This is a genomic window from Thermoanaerobaculum aquaticum (assembly GCF_000687145.1).
GTDB lineage: Bacteria > Acidobacteriota > Thermoanaerobaculia > Thermoanaerobaculales > Thermoanaerobaculaceae > Thermoanaerobaculum > Thermoanaerobaculum aquaticum.
Window position 1 is genome coordinate 76641 of the sequence record NZ_JMFG01000008.1, and the last position, 20369, is coordinate 97009.

Annotated in this window: 17 protein-coding genes and 1 tRNA gene; 6 read left to right on the forward strand and 12 right to left on the reverse strand. The window is 61.8% G+C overall.

What is annotated here, in order from left to right; all coding sequences use genetic code 11:
• Nucleotides 1-605 precede the first annotated feature (605 nt).
• On the forward strand, nucleotides 606-1616 hold the full coding sequence (locus EG19_RS03565; protein WP_152543892.1) for a hypothetical protein: 1011 nt from the start codon (nucleotides 606-608) through the stop codon (nucleotides 1614-1616).
• On the opposite strand, the gene asnB is transcribed toward EG19_RS03565, so the two are convergent.
• Entirely contained in the window at nucleotides 1613-3436 is a 1824-nt protein-coding gene (gene asnB / locus EG19_RS03570; RefSeq protein WP_053334833.1) for an asparagine synthase (glutamine-hydrolyzing), read from the reverse strand. The genes EG19_RS03565 and asnB overlap by 4 nt on opposite strands.
• A 62-nt stretch (nucleotides 3437-3498) precedes the next feature.
• On the opposite strand from asnB, the gene EG19_RS03575 reads away from it, so the two are divergent.
• Nucleotides 3499-4584 (forward strand): aminotransferase class V-fold PLP-dependent enzyme, encoded by a 1086-nt coding sequence (locus EG19_RS03575; protein WP_038047589.1) that lies wholly within the window; start codon nucleotides 3499-3501, stop codon nucleotides 4582-4584.
• 380 nt (nucleotides 4585-4964) lie between these two features.
• On the opposite strand, the gene EG19_RS03580 is transcribed toward EG19_RS03575, so the two are convergent.
• Nucleotides 4965-5043 (reverse strand) — tRNA-Arg (locus EG19_RS03580).
• A gap of 51 nt (nucleotides 5044-5094) precedes the next feature.
• Nucleotides 5095-5388 carry an acylphosphatase gene (locus EG19_RS14005; RefSeq protein WP_235208692.1) on the reverse strand — a complete coding sequence of 98 codons (294 nt, stop codon included), beginning with the start codon at nucleotides 5386-5388 and terminating at the stop codon, nucleotides 5095-5097.
• 232 nt (nucleotides 5389-5620) lie between these two features.
• Between EG19_RS14005 and EG19_RS03590 the strand changes: the two genes are divergently transcribed.
• The 3 genes from EG19_RS03590 to EG19_RS03600 all read left to right on the forward strand — a co-directional run bounded on the left by EG19_RS03590 (nucleotide 5621) and on the right by EG19_RS03600 (nucleotide 10121).
• Complete coding sequence (locus tag EG19_RS03590) at nucleotides 5621-8035, forward strand: 3-hydroxyacyl-CoA dehydrogenase/enoyl-CoA hydratase family protein (RefSeq protein WP_038047590.1); 2415 nt, start codon at nucleotides 5621-5623, stop codon at nucleotides 8033-8035.
• Nucleotides 8036-8047: 12 nt separating this feature from the next.
• Nucleotides 8048-9211, forward strand: coding sequence for a thiolase family protein (locus tag EG19_RS03595; RefSeq protein ID WP_038047591.1), 1164 nt, complete (start codon nucleotides 8048-8050; stop codon nucleotides 9209-9211).
• Nucleotides 9212-9323: 112 nt separating this feature from the next.
• Nucleotides 9324-10121 (forward strand): GNAT family N-acetyltransferase, encoded by a 798-nt coding sequence (locus EG19_RS03600; protein WP_152543893.1) that lies wholly within the window; start codon nucleotides 9324-9326, stop codon nucleotides 10119-10121.
• A 55-nt stretch (nucleotides 10122-10176) separates the two neighbouring features.
• On the opposite strand, the gene EG19_RS03605 is transcribed toward EG19_RS03600, so the two are convergent.
• From EG19_RS03605 to EG19_RS03635, 7 genes are all read right to left on the reverse strand, one after another.
• Nucleotides 10177-11181, reverse strand: a complete 1005-nt coding sequence (locus tag EG19_RS03605; protein ID WP_038047596.1) for an NAD(P)-dependent alcohol dehydrogenase — start codon at nucleotides 11179-11181, stop codon at nucleotides 10177-10179.
• An 11-nt stretch (nucleotides 11182-11192) separates the two neighbouring features.
• On the reverse strand, nucleotides 11193-11927 hold the full coding sequence (locus EG19_RS03610; RefSeq protein ID WP_053334834.1) for a response regulator transcription factor: 735 nt from the start codon (nucleotides 11925-11927) through the stop codon (nucleotides 11193-11195).
• Nucleotides 11888-12781, reverse strand: coding sequence for a sensor histidine kinase (locus EG19_RS03615; RefSeq protein WP_038047597.1), 894 nt, complete (start codon nucleotides 12779-12781; stop codon nucleotides 11888-11890). The genes EG19_RS03610 and EG19_RS03615 overlap by 40 nt, the downstream gene beginning before the upstream one ends.
• Nucleotides 12778-13146, reverse strand: a complete 369-nt coding sequence (locus EG19_RS03620; RefSeq protein ID WP_038047598.1) for a hypothetical protein — start codon at nucleotides 13144-13146, stop codon at nucleotides 12778-12780. The genes EG19_RS03615 and EG19_RS03620 overlap by 4 nt, the downstream gene beginning before the upstream one ends.
• An 80-nt stretch (nucleotides 13147-13226) precedes the next feature.
• A complete protein-coding gene (locus EG19_RS03625) occupies nucleotides 13227-15560 on the reverse strand; it encodes a M4 family metallopeptidase (RefSeq protein WP_152543894.1) in 2334 nt (777 codons plus the stop codon).
• A 154-nt stretch (nucleotides 15561-15714) separates the two neighbouring features.
• Nucleotides 15715-16113, reverse strand: a complete 399-nt coding sequence (locus tag EG19_RS03630; protein ID WP_200867111.1) for a YraN family protein — start codon at nucleotides 16111-16113, stop codon at nucleotides 15715-15717.
• Complete coding sequence (locus EG19_RS03635; protein ID WP_038047600.1) at nucleotides 16103-18106, reverse strand: (Fe-S)-binding protein; 2004 nt, start codon at nucleotides 18104-18106, stop codon at nucleotides 16103-16105. The genes EG19_RS03630 and EG19_RS03635 overlap by 11 nt, the downstream gene beginning before the upstream one ends.
• Before the next feature lie 303 nt (nucleotides 18107-18409).
• On the opposite strand from EG19_RS03635, the gene EG19_RS03640 reads away from it, so the two are divergent.
• A complete protein-coding gene (locus EG19_RS03640) occupies nucleotides 18410-19354 on the forward strand; it encodes a GNAT family N-acetyltransferase (protein WP_038047602.1) in 945 nt (314 codons plus the stop codon).
• A gap of 10 nt (nucleotides 19355-19364) precedes the next feature.
• Here the strand turns inward: EG19_RS03640 and EG19_RS03645 are convergent, their stop codons facing one another.
• Both EG19_RS03645 and EG19_RS03650 read right to left on the reverse strand, forming a co-directional pair.
• Entirely contained in the window at nucleotides 19365-19595 is a 231-nt protein-coding gene (locus EG19_RS03645; protein ID WP_038047604.1) for a glutaredoxin family protein, read from the reverse strand.
• A 111-nt stretch (nucleotides 19596-19706) separates the two neighbouring features.
• Nucleotides 19707-20198, reverse strand: a complete 492-nt coding sequence (locus tag EG19_RS03650) for a hypothetical protein (RefSeq protein WP_038047606.1) — start codon at nucleotides 20196-20198, stop codon at nucleotides 19707-19709.
• Between the last annotated feature and the right edge of the window lie 171 nt (nucleotides 20199-20369).

The window sequence follows — 20369 nt, forward strand, 5'->3', positions numbered from 1 at the left end:
GCGTCCGTTGCTCAGGGGCAAGGGCAGACAGCGGCCAAGCGTCGCGGGGTTAAACCGTTCCGCGAAGCTTGGCAAGGCCTTCTTCAGTTTGCTATACAGTGCCTATGAGGTTTTGCTCAAAGTATTTTTGGGTACTCATCTCCCCAACCTTAATTTTTTTACTGTTTGCCCGGGTCTTTTCGTTTTCCCTCATGGGGGACGATTTCCAGCTTCTCCAGCATGTTCACCAGGCACTCCATCAACCTCGCTTGCTGGTAAGTGACTTCGACACGTCTTACCGCCCCACCACAATTTGGACGTTGGCCCTGGACCGTCTTCTTTGGGATCGCTGGGCAGGGGGCTTTCACCTGCAGAGTGTGCTGCTGCACAGTATTGTGGCGTGTGCGTTGGTTCTGGTTGGTGCGAAACTAGGATTGTCCAAACCCGTTTCCCTTGCCCTTGGCCTGCTTTGGGGCTTATCGCCGTTTGCGTCCGAAACAGCTACGCTGGTTTCCAGCCGTTTCGATGATCTTCTCCTTTTGTGCTGGTTTTGCCTAGTTTTGGCCTGGCCGCGCCCGGGGATGCGCAGCCACCCATGGCTTCTGGCTCTGCTAACGGTGCTGGCCATGCTCAGCAAGGAAACGTGGGTGGTGACCCCGGTTCTCGTTTTCGCGCTGGCCTGGGGGTTTGCCCGGGATTCGCTGGCCGCAAGCTTCAAAAAAGCCCTGGTCTTTTTCGCCGGGGCTTTGCTGTACGTTGGGATTTATTTCCTCTGCTTTCCGGGAGACAAGAACTACTTCCGCTACGACCTCCGGGTGCTGGCCAAGGTGCCCCACAGCTTGGCCTCCTTTTTGCACCTGGAACAACCGGTGCCTCTGGAGTTTCCGTTCACGCTTCGTGGGGGCCTGGCCACTGTGGTGGTGCTTTTGTTGGTGGTTTTAGCGGTGAAAACCCGTCATCCGGCAGGGATTTTCGGTGCCAGCTTGCTTTTTGCGCCCATGCTTCCCACCCTGCTCGTGCCCTACCAGCCCTCCCGCTACTTGGTTGCCCCGTACGCTGGCTTTCTTCTCCTGATTTTGGCGAGCCTTGCCGTCTTCTTCCAGAAGTTGGGAGAACGCAGCCGCCGGATTGCCAGCGTGGCAGCAGGCTTCGTGGGTTTTCTGGTGCTCCTCGCCCACGTTTTTACCGTGCGGGCGGACCTACGGGATTGGGCCCGCGTTTCCGACGCCCATGCCCGGCTCGTAAGACAGGCCGAGGCGGTTGCCGGTGAGTTTCCCCTGGATCGCCCGGTGGCGGTGGTCCGCGCCGACGGCACCAACGTGCTCCGGGATATTGCCCTTTCGGTGGAAGGGTGGCCCAAGCTCTTTTACGTTCGCGGCAGCGATCCGGCCGGGCTCATTGACGCCGCCGCGCTCTTCGAGTGGGTGCTCCACCGGGAAGACCTGCAAGTCAGGCCTGTTCCGGAGTCACCGGGATCCCTGAACCGCCGGGGAGCGGTGCTGCTTTACACCCGCGACGGGTTTCGGTGGGTGAGCAGGGACGAACCCAACCTCCGGGTGGCGGTGGAAGCCTGGCGCGGGCGTGGCTTTCCGGTGCGGGTCATCGAGGTGCGCCCACTCCCCCGGTTAACCCTCTAACCCCACCGGGAAAGCCAGTGCTCCAGGGTGAGGAGCGTAAACACCGCCCGGGCGTGGCGTGGGGGATCGGCTACAGCTAATTTGCTAAGGGTTTTGGCCAAAGGCCCCATACGCAAGAAACCACGCAGGGAGCACCGCGGATCGTGTAACACCCGTTGCACTTCCCCGACCCAGGGTCCAGCCAGCCACTGGCGAAGCGGCGGCTCAAACCCCCTCTTGGGACCCCGTCGTACCTCCGTGGGAAGAAGCCCGCGGGTAGCCCGGCGCAGCAAGCGCTTGGTGCGGAAGGGCGATAGCAAGAGCTTGGGGGGAACGGTGAGCAAGAAGCGCACCACCTCCTGATCCAGGAAAGGCGACCGCGCCTCCAGGGAACAGGCCATGGTGGCGCGGTCCATTTTTACCAGCAAATCTCCAGGCAAAAAGAAGAAAAGCTCAAGGGCACGCAAGCGGTTGACCGCTGAATCTTCCGGCGCCTGCGCCAGAACCCGGTGGAAAGAAGCCAAATTCGGCTCCCGACCCAAAAACGATGCCACTTCCCCGGGTGTAAACTTCACCGGCCCCCAAGCCAAATACCCCCCGGTGGGATCTCTCAGCCCCTCACGAAACCGCCGGGATAGCCACGGCTTGCCAGAAACCAGCCCCAAAGCGGCCAGTCCCGCCGCCAACGCCCACCGGGTCGGCAGCCTTTCCGCCGCAGCTGCCAGGAGGAAGCGGCGATAGCCAGCTAAAAGCTCGTCTCCGCCGTCCCCGTTGAGCACCACTTTCACCGCGGCCGAGGCGGCTTGCGCCACAAAATAGGTGGGGACCACCGAGGGGTCGGCCAAAGGCTCATCAAAGACCTCCGCCAGTTTGGGGAGAAGCTCAGGGCTCGGCGCCCCCTCCCCGGGAAGCACGTCCAGAGGCAAACCCAGGCTTGCCGCGGTGGCCAAGGCCCGGTGCTTTTCACCGGCATCACCTAAATCCACGAACAAAAGCTTGGGCTCCTCCCCAAGCCGCCGGGCAAGCGCCGCAATGCTCGCGGAATCCAAACCACCCGACAAGAACACCGCCACCGGCACATCGGCGCGCAACCGCAACGCGGTCGCCTCGGCCAAAAGCTCCACCAAGCGCTGAGCTGCGTCTTCCTCGCTGAGCGTGGGATCCGGGGAAAACTCAAAGGTGGAGTAACAGCCGCTACGGATTTCTCCGGTGGGAATGTCCAGTTCCAGCCAATGCCCGGGCGGGAGCTTTTCCACCCCCCGCACAAAGCAGCTCCCCTCGGGGACAAAGCCGAAAGTTAAAAACGCCTCCAGGGCCGGAGGGTCCACCACCCAGGATTGGGCAAAGGGCCGGAGCGCCTTTAGCTCGGAAGCAAAAAAGAGCCCCCCGTGGGAGCGCATCCAGTACAGCGGCTTTTTGCCCAATCGGTCCCGGGCCAAAAAGAGCTTTTGCGTACGCTCATCCACAACCGCCAGGGCGAACATCCCCCGAAGGTGCGAGAGCAGAGCCTTCCCGTGCTCCTCCCAAAGGTGGGCCAAAAGCTCGGTGTCCCCCGAGGAGCGGAGGCGGTGCCCATGGCCCCGCAGCTCCTCCTGCAGCTCCCGGTAGTTGTAAATCTCGCCGTTGAGCACCACATGAATGGTGCCGCTCTCGTTCCTCACCGGTTGGTCCCCGGCCACCAAATCCACGATGGCCAGGCGACAAGCCCCAATCCCCCATCCCGGGCCTGACACAAAGCCGGTGGCATCGGGACCCCGATGGCGCAAAAGGGCGAGGGCCCTCTCCGCATCCCGGGAGGAGCACACCACTCGGCTGCCGGCGTAGCCAAAGATCCCGCACATGGCTGACCTTGCACTTTACAGTGTAAACGCCAGCCAGGACAAGCTTCTATACTGGCCCTGCCATGGAGTTCTCCGCCATCTTTCCCATCCGCGAGCGCTGCCTTTACCTGGACCACGCCACCCTTGCCCCCCTGCCGCAGCCGGCGGTGGCCGCCGTTGGCGAAGCGCTGAGGCTCTACCAGCAGGAAGGTTTTTGGCAGTCGCGGGAGCTCAACCAGCTGGACCAAAAGGTCCGCATGCTGGTGTCGCAAATAGCAGGGTGTCAGCCCAGCGACGTGAGCCTTTTCCCCGATGCTGCCACGGCGCTGGCGGCCCTTTTTGCCGGGCTAGACCTTCCCCCAGGCACCGAGTTTTTTCTCACCGCAGAAGATCCCGACGAGGCCCGCTCCCTGGTCCTGCTCCTTCAGCGGTTGGGACGCCCTGCCACCCTCCTGGAGCCGGCCCGATGGGCACAGCTCGCTCACATTCTCGAGGCCAGGGCACCAGAACGCGCTGTGGTTTACCTCCCCTGGGTGGATGCTGCGGGGTGGGTGGGAGATTTTCCCGCCGTGGCCAAGGAGCTCAAGGCCCGGGGGTGCTTGGTGGTTCTGGACGGCAGCCAGGCCGTGCCCTGTCGGCCCGAAAGCTTTCCCGAACTGGAGGTGGAGGCGCTCTTGCTGCCCAGCCACACCTGGCTTTTGGGCCCGCAGGGGGCTTGCTCCTTGATCACCACGCCAGAACTGCGGGAACGCTGGCACCCCGTCTTTTCCCCCTGGCGTAAGCCTCTGGCCGAGGGCGCCAGCGACGCGGCGTGCTTTGAAGGCCAGGGTGTTTCCCCTCTTGTTTTGGCCGGCTGGGCGACAAGTTTGGAGTTGATCTTGGCCGAAGGCCTGGTGGCCGTGCGAAACCGCATCTTTGCCCACCAGCGGACCATGACCTCCTTTCTCCTCCAGCTGGGCTGGAACGTGGCCTCTCCGGGGGCCTCACAACCAGTGGCCGGCATCGTTTTGGCCCAGCATCCGTTCTTTCCTGCCGAGGAAGTCCAGCGGCGCTTGCAAGCGCGGCACGTGCGGGTAGGCACCCTCGGTTCGTGGGTGCGCTTTTCCCCTCACTTTTACACCACCCTCGCCGAGCTGGACGCCCTCCAGAAGATCCTGAGCTCACTCTAGGCCCGTTCCAGCTCCAAACCACGAACTGGCTTCGCGGGACCGAGTGTGGGGATTTGGCGCATTCGCGGCGGAGCAAGGACGAAAATTGCGGAACCGCGCTCAATCGCAACGTTAAAGGAAAACTGAGGAACCCGCACGAAAAATGTGGGACCTGCGCTCCGTCGCAGTCTTTTTTCTGTTAGCCGGCGCAGGAGCGCCGGCCCCACACGCGGAGCGGCGGCCCCACATCCAACGCGGGGGGCCAAGCCGGCCACGCATGGGCGGGGGAGCGTGGCCGTGCCCCCCGCAAAAGAAGCGGCCGGACTCGCCACTCCGCGGGCGGTGGGGCCGGGGGGCGGAGAACGAGTCGTAGGCCGTATGGCCCAAACTCGCTTTGGGCATGGCGGGGCTGGCCGGACTCGAACCGGCGACACGCGGTTTAGGAAACCGCTGCTCTATCCGTTACTGAGCTACAGCCCCGCCGCAATGGTAGCCTCGAAACCCCGTGGGCACAAGGGCGAAGCCCGAAGGTTACGAACGGCGGGATGAGAGAATCACAAAACCTTGGTTGGCGGGTGGTTCGGTTTCTTCCACTTCCACCATGGTGACGTTGGCCATCACCGGCCCTCGCCATAGCAAGGCTTCTAAGCGGTTCAAGGCGCCCTCGTCACCGGTGGCCACCACTTCCACCCGTCCATCCCCCAAGTTGCGGACAAAACCCGACAAACCCAGGCGTTGAGCTTCGCGGTACACGAAATAGCGAAAGCCCACACCTTGGACGCGCCCCGCGACCAAAAAGCGCCGTGTGCGAATCGTGTCGCTCACCGTCACAGCAATTGTAACAAGGCCGCGCTTCAACCGTGCCACCCATGAACCGCTCCGGCTCCCTACGGCGCCGACCTTGCGTTGCCGTAGGCCCTGTGGCAAACTGAACGAGTGTTCATTCAGCCCTTTTTCCGCCAGCCCCCGAGACCCCAAAGCCCCGAGGCAAGCGCGCTTGCAAGGCGTCTGGAGGCTCGTTTGGGGGCGCGTGAGATTGCCATGAAAGGAGGAGCCCATGCATAAACCCATCCGCAAAGTGGCCGTTCTGGGCGCCGGTGTGATGGGATCGGGCATTGCTGCCCATCTCGCTAACGCCGGCGTTCCCTCCCTGCTTTTGGATATCGTTCCCAAATTCACACCCGAGGACGAAAAAGCAGGGCTCAAGCCGGAAGATCGAGCCTTTCGCAACAAGCTCGCCCTTCAAGGCTTGGAGAACATCAAGAAATCCAAGCCGGCGTTGATTTACTCCCAAAGGTTCCTCCCGCTAATTGAGGTGGGGAACTTCGAGGATGACTGGGCCCGCCTTTCCGAATGTGACTGGATCGTGGAAGCGGTGGTGGAGCGGTTGGACATCAAGCAGCAGCTCTTTGCCCGGGTGGAGCAGGTTTGGCGCCCTGGGGTGATCGTTTCCTCCAACACCTCCGGCTTGCCCATCCGCAAGATGGTGGAAGGGCGGTCGCCCGAGTTCCGCAAGCACTTTTTGGTCACCCACTTCTTCAACCCCGTGCGCTACATGCGGCTTTTGGAAATCGTTGCTGGCGAGGATACCGACCCGGAAGTGGTGCGCACCATGGCCGATTTTGGCCGCTTCCGGCTGGGCAAGGGCATCGTTTACGGGAAAGACACGCCCAACTTTGTGGGCAACCGCATTGGCGTGTACGCGCTCATGGCCACCCTGCATGCAATGATCGAGATGGACTACCAGGTGGACGAGGTGGACGCCATCACCGGTCCCGCCATGGGGCACCCCAAGTCGGCTTCCTTTGGCACCGTGGACCTGGTGGGCCTCGACACCATGGTGCACGTGGTGCGCACGCTGCGCGAAGACCTGCCCAACGATGAGGGGCAACCCTACTTCCAGGTCCCCGAATTCGTCACCCGCATGGTGGAGCAAAAGATGCTGGGGCGGAAGTCCGGCGCTGGCTTTTTCAAGCGCGAAAAGGGCGCCAACGGGGAAAAGCAGGATTTCGTGCTGGATTGGAAGACCTTCAACTACCGTCCCAAGCAGCGCTATGACTTTCCTTCGCTCAAAGCCACGAAGAACATTCACGATCCGGGGGAGCGCATCAAGACGCTGGCTTTTGCTGAGGACCGCGCCGGCAAGTTCGCGTGGCGGGTGCTGCGCGACACGCTGGCCTACACCTCCCGCCGGCTTTTCGAAATTGCCGACACCATCGTGGACATTGATAACGCCTTAAAGTGGGGGTTCAACTGGGAGCTGGGGCCGTTCGAAACCTGGGACGCCCTGGGCGTGCGCACGGTGGTGGAGCGCATGAAGGCCGAAGGCGTGAGCCCGGCGCCGTGGGTGGAGGAAATGCTGGCCTCCGGAGCGGAGAGCTTCTACCGGCCAGGAGAGCTGAGGCGAGAGTACTGGGATGCCGCCAAGAAGGCGTACCTCCCCGAGCCGCGGCCGGACACCTTCCTGGTGCTTCCCGAAATCAAAAGGCGAAACCGCATCGTTTACGAAAACCCCGGAGCCTCGCTTATTGACCTGGGGGACGGCATTGGCTGCGTGGAGTTCCATTCAGCCATGCAGCCCAAGCTCAACCCCATTGATGACCAAATCATGGAGGTCATGCACAAGGCCCTGGAAATCGGTCCCCGGGAGTTCCGCGGTTTGGTCATCCACCACCAGGCGGAGCAGTTCTGCGCCGGCGCCAATTTGCTCATGATTCTGGAAGGCGCCACGTCCCAAGCGTGGAAGGCCATTGACGAAATGATCCGCAAGTTCCAGGGGATGACCATGGGCATGCGCTACGCTCCCATTCCGGTGATTACCGCCCCCTTTGGCTTTACCTTCGGTGGCGGCGCAGAGATCACCATGGGCGGCGACCGGGTTTGCGCTTTGGCCGAAACCTACATCGGTCTTGTCGAGGTGGGAGTGGGCTTGGTCCCCGCCGGTGCCGGGCATGTTTTCATGTTGGAGCGCGTCTTGGAAGGGATTGACGAGCCTATCCTCGACAACCTCCCCTTCATCCGCAAGGCCTTTGAAACCATCGCCATGGCCAAGGTGGCCACTTCCGCCGAGGAAGCCCGGGAGCTCAAGTACCTGCGGCCCTGCGATCACGTGGAGCTCAACCGCGACCAGCAGCTGTGGACCGCCAAGCGCATGGCCATTGCCATGGCCGAGGAGGGCTACAGGCCACCGGTGCCCAAGACCTTCCGTTTGCCGGGGCGTTCCGGAATCGCCACCCTGCGCATGATCCTGCACAACCTCAAGCTCACCCACAACATCTCCTCCCACGACGAAAAGATCGCCACGCACATTGCCACCATCCTCTGTGGTGGCGACACCACCATCAACAACCCGGTTTCGGAGCAAACCATCCTTGATTTGGAACGGGAAGCGTTCCTGTCGCTGTGCGGCGAGCCCAAGACCCAGGAACGCATCAAGTACATGCTTTTGAACAACAAACCGCTGCGCAATTAAAAGGAGGCGAGCATGAGACAAGCCGTGATCGTCAGCTACGCCCGAACCCCCATCGGCCGAGCCAAAAAAGGGAGCCTCAAGGACACCAGACCCGAGGAGTTCGCGGCGGCGGTTCTGAAGGACCTGGTACGCCGCACCCCGGGCTTGGACCCCGCCATGGTGGATGACTTCGTCGTGGGCTGCGCCATGCCTGAAGGCGAACAAGGCATGAACATGGCGCGGCTCATCTGGCTTCTGGCGGGCTTCCCGGTGGATGTTCCGGCCACCACCATCAACCGCTTCTGCTCCTCCGGTTCGCAATCCATCGCTTGGGCGGCGGATGTAATCAAGGCCGGCTCCGCCGACATCATCATTGCCGGCGGGGTGGAATCCATGTCCATGGTGCCCATGGGGGGCAACAAGCTCACCGCTGACCCCGAGCTCATGGACCTCCTGCCCAACGCGTACATCGCCATGGGCACCACAGCGGAAGTGGTGGCTCGGCAGTTCGGCATTACCCGGGAAGATCAGGACGCCTTTGCCCTGCGCTCCCATCAGAAGGCTTCCGCCGCCATTGCCGCCGGCAAGTTCAAGGATGAAATCGTCCCCCTGAAGGTCCGCACCATGGACGACGGCGTGTGGCGGGAGTTTGTGTTTGACACCGATGAAGGCCCGCGACCGGACACCTCCTTGGAGGCTTTGGCCAAGCTCAAGCCGGTCTTTGACCCGCGGGGCACCGTCACCGCGGGGAACTCCTCGCAGATCAACGACGGTGCGGCTTTCGTGGTGGTCATGTCCGAGGAAAAAGCCAAAGAAATGAGGCTGGAAATTCAAGCGTACGTGCGGCAGTGGGCGGTGGCGGGGGTCCCTCCGGACATCATGGGCATTGGTCCGGCCAAGGCGGTACCCAAGCTTTTAGCCAAGGCCAACCTCTCGCTTAAAGACATTGACCTGGTGGAAATTAACGAGGCTTTTGCTTCGCAATCGGTCTACTGCGTACGGGAACTGGGGCTTTCCGACGAGCAATTCAACGTGAACGGCGGCGCCATTGCCACGGGACATCCCCTGGGGGCTACCGGTGCGATTTTGACGTGCAAGATCATCGGCGAAATGAAACGACGCAACGCCAAGCGGGGCATCGTCACCATGTGCATCGGCGGCGGCATGGGCTTTGCCTACCTTTTGGAAAGGCCGTAAGGCAGAAGTCCAGGAAAAAACTGCGGGGCGGGGGGTCTCCCTCGCCCTTTGTTGTTTGCGCACGAGTCACAACAGCCTTTCTTTTTTGTTGTTGAATGGCTACCATACAGTTGTGCTGGACCACGTGGCGCAACTCGAGTACAACGTGGCATCGCTTGTCACATTTCTTTCGCAGTGGCCGGGCTGGCGCGTTTACACCGAGCCTGGTCTTGTCTGGTGCGAAAGCGCCATCGCCAACGAGGCCTTCAATAAGGTCATTCGCTGCGAGCTCGCCAACGTTGACGCCGCTTTACGGCTGGTTCGCTTACGGGATGAAGCTTTCGGAAGGGGTGCTCCACTGGCCTTTTGGGTAGGACCCCGGTCAAAACCCGCAAACCTCACCCACATTTTGGAGGAGCTGGGCTTTCGCCCCACCGCCCAAGCCTGGGGCATGGTGCGCTCCACGGAGCTTGAGCTTCAACGTCACCACCTTCCCGATGTGGAGGTTCAAATCCTCAGCGGGTACAACCTCTGGCCCTCCTGGCTTGCAGTTTTCGGCCAGGGCTTTGGCTTACCTTGGGAGGTGGCCGAAGCGTACGGCGAACAACTGGCCATAGGTTTGGGCGCAGAACAGCCCCTCATGCACCTGGCCGCCTTCATTCAGGGCAAGCTGGTAGGCACCGCCAGCATGTTTGTAGACGACGACCAGGTGGCGGGCATTTACAACCTGGCCACCGCCGCTTCCGCCCGCGGGCAAGGTGTGGGCGAGGCGCTGGTCAGCCACATCCTCTCCCAGGCCAGGGCCAGGGGTTGCCGGTGGGCGGTTCTGCGTTCCACGGCGTCTGCGTACGGCTTTTACGTTGGCGTTGGCTTCCAGCCGGTGGCCCGTTACCAAATTTACGCGGCCACGCCACCGGCAACCCTGCTCTAGCGCCGGGAAAAAGCGACAATTTGGAGAATCCTTTGCTCCCCTTCCCAGGACGCCCTCAGGCGTTCCGGAGCACCGCTCGATACCGCACGCGGTTTTGCCGTACGTGCTCCAGCGCTTGGTTTACGGAAGCCATGGGAAACACCTCCACCTTCGGGGTAATCCCCAAACGCGCGGCTAGCTCCAGCGTTTCCTTGAGGATGGCCCGGCCGCCGATGGGCGACCCCATGATCCTACGGCGTTTGGTCAAAAGCGCCCAAAAGGGAATTTCCAGCGGCTTGGGTCCGCCAGCCACCAGCACCAAGGTACCGTCGGAATCCAGCCAGTGGAGGTAAGCCACCCAATCCTGGGGGTAAGGCACGGTGCTCAAAAGCAGGTTCAAACGATACGGAGGCGCCGGCGGACTTTGCCCAGGTTCCACCACAAAGGCCCGGGTGGCTCCAAGCTTTTCCGCTTCCTTGGCCTTCTCCGGGGTGGTGGTGAACACCGTCACCTCGTTACCCAACCGCGCAGCAAACAGCACCGCCAGGTGGCCTAACCCACCCAGGCCAATCACCCCGACCCGCTGGCCCGAGCTCATGCCGGCGTGACGCAGGGCCGAGTACACGGTCACCCCGCCGCACAGGAGCGGCCCCGCTTCCACCGGCAGCTTTTCCGGGAACGGCAAGGCAAAGCGTCCGTCCACCTTCACATGGGAGGCAAAGCCACCCTTGCCCGTGACGATGAGCCCCTGGTGGTGATCGCAGAGGTTTTCGTTGCCGGAAAGGCAGTCGGGGCAGGTCATGCACGCGGAAGCCTGCCAGCCAATGCCCACCCGCTGGCCCACCTCCAGCCCTTCCACCGCAGCCCCCTTTTCCACCACCCGACCCACCACTTCGTGGCCAGGCACCAACGGGTAGGTGGACATCTGCCAGTCGTTGTCAATCATGTGGATGTCCGAATGGCAAATGCCACACGCCTCCACAGCCACCAAAACCTCGTGGGGTGAGCTCACCTCCAGCTCGTACTCCAAAGGCTCAAGTTGCGCTCCTTTTTCTTTTGCAGCCCAACCTCGAACCTTCATCGCAGCACCTCCTAGCTTTTTTGGGGGGAACCCCCCTCTTCCCAGCACAACCGATATCCTAAACCACGGACCGTGACCAAAAATTGGGGGTTCTCCGCATCCTGCTCCAGCAGCCGGCGCAGCTCCATCACCGCGTTGTCCACGATGCGGCGGGAGCCAAACTTCTTCCCCGGCCGGGCAGCGGCAAACAGGTCCTCCCGGGAAACCACCGCCCCTTTGGCCCGCACCAGGGTAAAGAGCACCGTACGAGCGGTGGGGGAAAGGGCAAGGACCTCCTCACCCCGCCGCACCACCTGACGCCCCAGGTCCACGGTAAGAGGGCCCACCTGCAGGACCTCCGGGGTCTGGGCCCGACGCAACAGAGCCCGCAAGCGGGCGGCCAGCTCCGCCGGAGCAAAGGGCTTGGTCATGTAATCGTCGGCGCCCAAATCCAGGGCCATCACCTTGTCCAGGGGATCGCTTTTGCCCGAGAGCACCAGCACCGGGGTGCGGATGCCCTCCGCACGGAGCGCCGTAAGCAGCTTGAACCCGTCCACGCTGGGGAGGGTCAAATCCAACACCACCGCGGCAAAATCGCCGCGAAGTGCCAGCGCCAGGCCGCGGGAACCATCCTGCGCCGTAACCACCTCGTAACCTTCCCGGCTGAGAAAGCTCTGGAGCGCCTGCAAAAGCTCGCTGTCGTCCTCCACCGCTAAAACCCGCAAGCTCATTCCCGCTGCCCCCGGCGAAACCACAGGGTAAAGCACGAGCCTTCCCCGGGCTTTGAGTAGAGCGTCACCTTCCCGCCCTGGGCGGCCATGACCTGGGACACAATCGCCAAACCTAAGCCAAAGCCCTCCACCCCCTGGGATTCCACAAAGGGGAGGCGGAAAAAGGGGCGGAAGATCTTGCGCTGTAAGCCAGGGGCAATGCCCACCCCCTGGTCCCGCACCCATACGGTGACCCACTCCCCCTTTTCCCCAATGCCCAGCTCCACGGTGCTCCCCGGGGGGCTGTACTTGCTGGCGTTGGTGAGGAGGTTGACCAGCGCGGAAACCGCTGCTTCCTGGTCCGCCCAAACTGAGGCATCCTCAAGGCCGGATCTCACAACCCGCTGCCCCCTCGCTGCCAAGCTGGCTTCAGTACGCCGCAGCGCCTCCCCCACCACGTGAGCCACCGACACCGGCAGCAAACGCAAGTGCAGCTGCCCGCCGGTGAGGCGCCCCCAGTCAATGAGCCGGTGAATGCCGGCCTCCAGCACGGCCACCGCGTTTTCCAGGGCGCGGGCCTTTTCCCGATCCTCCAAGCCCGAAGCCAAAAAACGCAAGGTGGTGAGCGGCGTGCGCAGCTCGTGACTGGCTTGCGCCACAAACAAAGCCTGGTTCTTGCTCATGCGGGAAAGCTCCCGGGAAGACAAGAGCAAAAGCACCCCGCCTGCCAATAGGGCCGCTGCCAGAGGCACCAGAAAAAGAGGAAACAGCAGGGAGCCGGGTTCCGGCAGGAGCTGCACCATGGCGAAGCTCAAAGCCAAAATCGCCACCGCCGGGATGAGCACCAACCCCACGGCAATACGCACCACATCCCGGGGCAGGGAACCCGCCGGCAACCCCCGCCAGCTCACGACGCCACACCCTCAAAGCGCCGCCAAAGGGACACCCCCCAAAAGGCGTAAGCCGCACCAAAGAAACCATGAAAGAAAACCACCGCTGGAGGCAAGCGGAACTGGGAGGGATCGGGGATCTTTGCGGCCAGGTAAAAGCCGTAAAGAGCGTCAGCCAGGGCGTAGAGAATGAAAACCACAAAAAACCACGGGGAAAGTCCCCGGCGCAAACTCACCACCAGGCCTACCAGGCAAAAAAGCAACCAAAGGTAGGAAAACACGCCCAACCAGGCCCATCGAGACGAAGGACCAAAGCTGGCCACCGCCACTGCTTCTCCCAAAAGTAGCAACCCAACGGCCGCTCCGCCCAGGTAATACCAGCGCATGGTCCCCTCCTGCCTGATGCAAGCCTAGCAAAAAAAGGCCCGGGGATGACCCCGGGCCCGGAAAAAGAGGAGGCCAGGTTCTATTGCACGGTAAGGGCGGTGTCATCAATGAGGAAGCCGGTGGCTAAGCTCGAGTCCTCAGCGCCGTAGAAGTAAATCCGCAAGGTTTGACCCTTGTACTGGGTGATGTCAAAGCTCTTCTGCACGTAGGTGGAGGTCTTGTTGAGGTTGGAGTAAATGGCCAGCGTCTTGATCAGCGAGTTGTCCGAAGGCCGGCGCAGCTGCACCCAGAGCCGATCGTAGGCGGTGGTGGTGCTGGTCTCCTGCGTGCGGATCCACAGCCAGAAGGAAAGCGTTACCGAGGTGGCGCTGGCCGGCACCGTGACATCCTGGTACAGGTATTCGGAGGAAATAGTGCCGTAGCCATTCAGGTAGGCCTTCCAGGAGCCGCTGCGGGGCGCCGGCGAGGCGTTGTTTTCAATGACGCCGGTGCTCGCCGTCCAAATCACGTTGCCCTGCTCAAACCCCGGGTTTTGCAAAAGCTGGCTACCCGAGCTGCAGGAGGCGGTGAAGTTAATGCCGGTGGCGTTGGGTCCCACCGTCACCGAGCGGGAGGTGGGGGTAAAGGTGCAGCCGGACTTGGAAGGCGTCACGGTGTAGGTGCCCGCAGCGAGGCCAGAAATGGTGTAGTTGCCGCTGGCATCGGAGGTGGCGCTGGCGCTACCCGCGGTCACCGTGGCTCCGGAGGTGCCCACGTTTCCGGAAATGGAGTAGGTACCCGGTGCCGAGCAGCTCCAGGTTCCCGGAACGCCCACCGCATCCCACGCCATTTGCACGGTCTTCCACTCAGGCGTGCAGGTCCCGCCGTACAGATCGGCGGCCGCTTGAGCGGTGTGGTTGCGGGCTTGCTCAAATGTGTCCGAGGAGGTCATATACACGGTGAGGGCGCGATAAAAGATGGAGCGCATCTTCACCACCCCAAAGCCCGGCACGTTCACCGAGGTCTTGCCGCGCGGATGGGTGCCACCGTAGGACATGAGGAAAGCCGCCAAGTTGGCAATCCCCGAGTTGGTGTGCACACCGCAGTAGTCGTTGGAGGAAGAAGGCGTGCAACCCGAGGCGTAGTTGCGCTCGGGGTAGTAATCCGCCGACTGCCCGTCCTTCTTGGGGTCGTACATGTACCGCAGGGCGTCCCCGGATTGATTCGGGGTGTAAACATCAGCGCCAATAACCCAATCGGTCTTCACCGAGGGGTCCCCCTGTCCAGCCCAGAACGATGTGGCCCGACCCAGGATGTCCGACATGGCCTCGTTGAGCGCTCCCGACTCGTTCTGGTAGGCCAGGTTTGCGGTCCGGGAGGTGACACCGTGGGTGAGCTCGTGGGCCGTCACATCCAGGCTGCGGGCCAGATCCCCCAGGGTCGAGCCGTCGCCATCACCGTAGGCCATTTGGTGGATGCTCGAGGTGTCAATCCACGCCGCGTTGTTCTTGGTGCAACCGAAGAGTCCCGTGGAAAACTGCGCGTGCACGGAAGAGCGCAGCTCCGCTCCTTGCCCATCGTAGGAATCCCGGCCAAACACGTTCTTGTAAAAGTCGTACGTGGTGCCGGTGCCGTTGTAGGCCCCCATGGCCGATTGATCGGAAGAGCTGCCACCTTCGGAGAACATGAAGGTGCCGGGGAGTTCCGAGCCGGTATAAATGCACTTTTGGTTGAGGTTGTAAATGGTCCGGTACTTAGCCGTGAATAGCCGCGGCTCCAAGCCCTTCACTTCCCCGGTGGTGGCATCCACGTAAAAGATGTCCAAATGGGGGTTGCCTTGGTAGGAGTAGTAAACCAGCACCGGCAAAGCCAGGTATGGCACCGTGTCCCGGGCGTAAATCACCGGCGCACCCACTTCCACCACCCCTTCCGGCATCCCGCCGTCCGCTTCCACCCGGGCCGTAGCTGCTGCAATGGCCTCTCGCTCCGAAAGACGGGGTGAAACCTCCAGGTCCAGATCAGGCACAAACTGACCGTTTACCCCCAACACCTGCTGGGAATCCAGGTGCACGATGAGGTCCCCTCCCACCACCGGCACACCGCGGTAGGTTTGCTGCAACCGCACGTGCTCCTGGCCCAGCTCGTCCCGCTCCACCACCCGCGGGGTGAAGTTGTCCTCAGCCTGGAGACGGAAAAGCGGACCCAGCTCATGAACGGCCAAGAGCGCGGCTCCTTCCGCTTGCGGGGCCAAACGGGCTTTCCCCGGACGCCAAAGCTCCCGGGGCACACCCCTCTCGCTTAAGCTCAGCTCCGCGCCCTCAGGCAGGGCCTGGAGCGCTTGCTCCTGGAGCGCCCAACGGTCCTGGGACGAAGCGGCCCAAAGGGTTCCCGTCCCAAGACCCAAAACCAGCATCGCTACTGCCATCCTCCTCATGGTTCCTCCCTCCTCCCCCTGTTGGGGAAGCTTGAATTGGCAAATCAAAGGCAGAAACGGCTTCAAGCCCTTCACCTCCTGGTGCTGGGGCCTTTTTTACCCGGAGGCCCAGGGAGGGGGAAGGCGTTTTTTTCCGAGAAAGGTCAGGGAAACGTCAGGTTTTCATGACAAAGGCGCCCCGGTGGTGGCGCAAGCGCGGGAAAAAGCCAGAAAGCTCCACCGCCACCACGTCAAAGCGGCAAGGGGGCAGAGGGCCCCGGCGCTGGGAAAGGTACGCCTTGGCGACCCGCGCGAGCTGCGCTTGCTTGCCCAAGGAAACGGCCTCTTCCGGCAACCCCACCTGCCGGGAGGTCCGGGTTTTCACCTCCACGAAGACCAGAAGCTCGCGCCGGCGCATCACCAAATCCAGCTCCCCCAGGGTGCAACGCCAGTTGCGAGCTTCCAGGCGGTAGCCTTTGAGCCAAAGCCACAGGAGCGCCAGGGTTTCCCCCCAGCGGGCAAGCCGCAGGTGCCGGCCTTTGTGGGAACTCGAAGGAAGCGCCTTAGCTTTCACCTAAAGCCTGGGCCGCCAACTGCACCACATCGAGGGTCTTAGCTTGCTCCCTTCCCAGCTCCCCCTGGGCGTTGCCGATCATGATGGCGCAGAAGGGGCAGGCCACCGCCACATCCTGGCAACCGGACCCCTCCAGCTGCTGCAGGCGGGTTTGGTTGATGCGGCTGCCCAGCTTTTCCTCCAGCCACATGCGGCCACCACCGGCCCCACAGCACATGGACTTTTCCCGGGAAAGAGGGGCTTCCTTCAGCTGCAAACCGGGGATGGCCGCCAAAACCTCCCGGGGGGCGTCAAACTCCCGGTTGGTGCGGCCCAAATAGCAGGGATCGTGGAAGGTGAGTTCCTGGTGGAGCTCCTTGGTAAGCTTGAGCCTTCCTTCCCGCAAAAGCTGGGCCAGCAGCTGTGTGCCGTGGACCACCTCGTACTGGCCGCCAAAATCGGGATACTCGTTTTTCAACGTGTGCAAGCAGTGCGGGCAGTTGGTGACGATCTTTTTCACGCCGTAGCGGTTGAGGGTTTCCACGTTGGCCTGGGCCAGCATTTGGAACAGGTACTCGTTTCCCAAACGACGGGCCGCATCCCCGGTGCAGGTTTCCTCGGGTCCCAAAATGGCAAACTTGACCCCCGCAGCCTTGAGGAGCCTGGCCAGCGCTACCGAGGTGCGCTTGCCCTGGTCGTCAAAGGAGCCGGCGCACCCTACCCAGAACAGGTACTCGAACTCACCAGCTTCGCTGGCCAGGGGCACATCCAGGCCCCTGGCCCAATCCGCCCGGCTGTCCGCCGGCAGCTGCCAGGGGTTGCCTGCGGTTTCCATGCCGCGGAAGGCCGGCTCGGCTTCCGGGGGGAACTCCGCCTTTTCCAGCACCAGGTGCCGGCGCATTTCCACGATCTTGTCGGTGTAGGAGATGAAAAGCGGGCAGGCCTCCTCGCACCAGCGGCAGGTGGTACAGGCCCAAACCGTTTCCGGGTTAATCACCGGCCCCGCCAGGTCTGAAAGTTCGCCCTTCTTCCCACTTAGGATGAGCCCGCTGTTGGCGGTGAGGTGATCCCGCAGGTCAATGGTGAAATCTCTGGGGATGAGGGGCTTGCCGGTAATGGTGGTGGGGCAAACCACCGTGCAGCGGCCGCACTCGGTGCAGGTGTAAAGGTCCAAGAGCTGCTTCCACGTGAAGTCGGTGACCTTGGCGGCCCCCAGAGTAGTGCCTTCTTCGATGTTTTCCAAATCCATCTTGGTGAGCTTGCCGGGTTGCTCCAGGGGCCGCAAAAGCACGTTGGGAAGCGAAAGGTACACGTGAAAGTGCTTGGAATACGGGAGGTAATTGGCAAAAACGAAGAGCACCAACACGTGGAGCCACCAGGAAACGGCATACACGGCATCGAGCGTCCCTGCCGCCGAACCCGCAAACCACCCGGCTACGAACTTGGAAACCACCGCGCCCTGAAAGCCTTCCGCAGCTCCCGCAGCCAGGCGCGGCGCATCCATGGTGATGTCGGTGATCATGAGGGTAGCGATCATGCCCAAGATGAACCAGGCGTCGGCCGAATACTCCAGGCGCGCCGGGCGGGTCACTGCCCGGCGGAACATGGCCACGCCCACCCCCAAGAGCACCAAAACCGCAAACACATCCTTGGTAAAGCCGTAAACGGTGCCAAAGCCTCCGGAAAGGAAGGGAAGCCCATGGCCGCCGGTGATGCCTTCATAGACGAGGGCCAAGGAGCGCAAAAGGAACACGCAAAAGCCCCAGAAGATCAGCGCGTGCATAACCCCCGGCACAGGATCGGAAAACATGCGCTTTTGACCCAGCACGTACACCACCACGTCCCAAATCCTGCGACCCCATTGCCCCAACACCACCCCACGCCGCCCGGCAGCCACCAACTTCAAGCGCCGGGTGAGCGAATAGGCCACCCCGGCAGCGGCAAGCAAAAGCAACAACCAAAAAAGCCACAAACCTAACCCAGAACCCGGAAAAAGCTGCGTGGCGTGGTGCATAGCCCCTCCCTTCCCGGCAATTATGCCAAAGAAAGGGATGTTTGCCACAGAACTCTTATCAAGGTGAGGCTCTTCGTTGGACGAGACCTCCAAAGGCTCGGAAGCAAAAGCCTGTGGGGATTTTTTAGTGCGAAACCGCTCTGTTACAATGGCTCGGCGGTGGTTTATCGCCGGCGTTAGCCGATCTTTCACAGAGCACGCCGCGGGCGTGAGCGTCAGGCCAGAAGGCCGGCACCAGCAGAGCGGGAAGAAGCCCGGCGAGTACAGGTGAGCGCTTGGGGGAAGCATGGAGAAGGGGGAAGCATGAGCGGAAAGGTCAAGGTACTGCCCACGTCGCGGATTGGCGTTGGCCCGCTTGCCGACATGGCCGAGCAATTCCGTTCCTTCCTTCCCGGTTGGGAGGACACCCGCCCCACCTCGGAAAAGAGCCGGCAGCCCTCCGATTTGCGCTGGGATTTGGAGCACTTAGCCCAGCACGACGCCGATGGCCTGCTGGTCGCCAGCCTGGGCTCCGAGGTTGTGGGCTTCGTGGCCAGCTTCGTCCGCTCCCGTTGGCTCTTAATTTCTCAGCTCTGGGTCCTACCGGAGTACCTTAAAGCCGGTGCCGCCGAGGCACTCCTCCGTCGTGCTTTGCTTTTCGGCGAGCGCTCGGGAACTACAAAAGCGGCCTTCCACGCCCTGACACCCTGGCAAATTGCACTGGGCCTGGGTTTTGGTCTTTCGCCGGCGTTTCCCCTTTTGCGCCTGGTGATTCCCGTGGACAAAGCCCTGCCTTTGGCGCATCAACTGGCCAAGCTGCAACCGGGTGCCGAGGTCACCGCCGAAGCGGTGGGGCGCCGCGCGTACTTTGCCGACCTGGAGCGGTTGGATCGGCTGGTCCGGGGCTTTGCCCGCCCCATGGACCACGAGTACTGGCTCTTTTCCCGAAACCTGCGGCTGGCCGTGGTGCGGGAAGGCGAAAGGATCATGGCTTACGCCTACGGGGGCCCCGGTCAGTGCGGGCCGGTGGTGGGAGCCACCGAGGAAGCCTCCCTTTCGGCCTTCGGTTGGGCCTTGCAGCTCGCCGCTGGTTCGGTGGCTGAAAAGGCCGAAAACGCCTCGGTAGCCTGTCTTGTGCCCACAGCCTTTGCCCGGGTTTTTGATCACCTCCTCGAGGCCCAGCCGGAATTCACCGCCACCTCCTTTTGGCTGGCCAACGAAAACCCCCGGGCCGGGTACTTCGTGCCGGCAAGCTTTAGCTTGTTGTAAACCGCAGGCGCTACAAGCCCAAAGCGGCCAGTTCGGTGCTTTTCCCCCGAAACCCCACGCTGCACCTTTCGTGATCCACCACCACCGGCACCGCTCGCTCAAAGGTCCAGCGGGCCAGCTCTCCGATCCTTTCTGGCTCGCGGCTCAGGTTCACCGCCACAAAGGAAACCCGCCGCTTTTGGAGATCGGCGAGCAAAAGCTCGCAAAAGGGACAACCATCGGCCACGTAAACCAGGATCAACTTTTTGGCCCTCTTCGGTAGATGCGTCCCCCGTTTCCGCTCACGTCTCTAATACCTCTAACGTGTAACGATCCCCAAGAGTTGCAGCGAAGGTAAACGACCGACCCCTGTTCATGCCTGTACCTCGTTGCCACCATCCTCAATAGTATCGTGAAACCGGATGGAGAGAACGCCACCAAGCACAATAGCCGAACCGACGAGCAGCAGCACATACAGCGGGGCAGAGAACCCAAAGATAAAAAACCATGCATAGGTGGACACGATGAGCGCAATGGTGCTGCCCCACGACCACCTGAATTCGTTCAAGTACCCGAACAGCCGCATAGTCACGGCCTCGAAGATCCCAAGCAATGGGTTCACCATATGGAAGGCTAACATCATGAAAAACGCTGTGATACCGTCGTAAAGAAACCAGAGTGCCCGTGCCGTATTACTCCCTGGCCTTGAGGTTGAAAAGCCCACAGCAAGAGTCAGACACGCAAGGCTGCCTTTTTCTACTTCATACCCGTTAAGCTTAAGCAGGAGGTACAAAAGCGCGTAGCACAGCAGCGCCACAACGGCAATACCGTAAAATGACCTCAGTATTCTTGTCAGTGTCTGCATCTTAATCTTTCTCCCCAAAGATTTGACCAGACCCCGCCTCAGTTTTAGATTTTGTGTTCACCGTAAACCTACATGCAACGAAAGGTCGCTAGACCCACGCCCCTGTCCTTGGCGTCGCGTATTTTGCCATAAAGAAACCCGGGGCGGGCTCCGCAACTGCCGCGCCGGGGC

Bases quoted from the DNA above. Each gene is read 5' to 3' on its own strand.
- EG19_RS03640 (WP_038047602.1), top strand. From the start codon at position 18,410: ATGAGCGGAAAGGTCAAGGTACTGCCCACGTCGCGGATTGGCGTTGGC.
- EG19_RS03595 (WP_038047591.1), top strand. From the start codon at position 8,048: ATGAGACAAGCCGTGATCGTCAGCTACGCCCGAACCCCCATCGGCCGA.
- EG19_RS03620 (WP_038047598.1), bottom strand. From the start codon at position 13,146: ATGCGCTGGTATTACCTGGGCGGAGCGGCCGTTGGGTTGCTACTTTTG.
- EG19_RS03635 (WP_038047600.1), bottom strand. From the start codon at position 18,106: ATGCACCACGCCACGCAGCTTTTTCCGGGTTCTGGGTTAGGTTTGTGG.
- EG19_RS03575 (WP_038047589.1), top strand. From the start codon at position 3,499: ATGGAGTTCTCCGCCATCTTTCCCATCCGCGAGCGCTGCCTTTACCTG.
- EG19_RS03605 (WP_038047596.1), bottom strand. From the start codon at position 11,181: ATGAAGGTTCGAGGTTGGGCTGCAAAAGAAAAAGGAGCGCAACTTGAG.
- EG19_RS03590 (WP_038047590.1), top strand. From the start codon at position 5,621: ATGCATAAACCCATCCGCAAAGTGGCCGTTCTGGGCGCCGGTGTGATG.
- EG19_RS03650 (WP_038047606.1), bottom strand. From the start codon at position 20,198: ATGCAGACACTGACAAGAATACTGAGGTCATTTTACGGTATTGCCGTT.
- asnB (WP_053334833.1), bottom strand. From the start codon at position 3,436: ATGTGCGGGATCTTTGGCTACGCCGGCAGCCGAGTGGTGTGCTCCTCC.
- EG19_RS03625 (WP_152543894.1), bottom strand. From the start codon at position 15,560: ATGAGGAGGATGGCAGTAGCGATGCTGGTTTTGGGTCTTGGGACGGGA.
- EG19_RS03565 (WP_152543892.1), top strand. From the start codon at position 606: ATGCTCAGCAAGGAAACGTGGGTGGTGACCCCGGTTCTCGTTTTCGCG.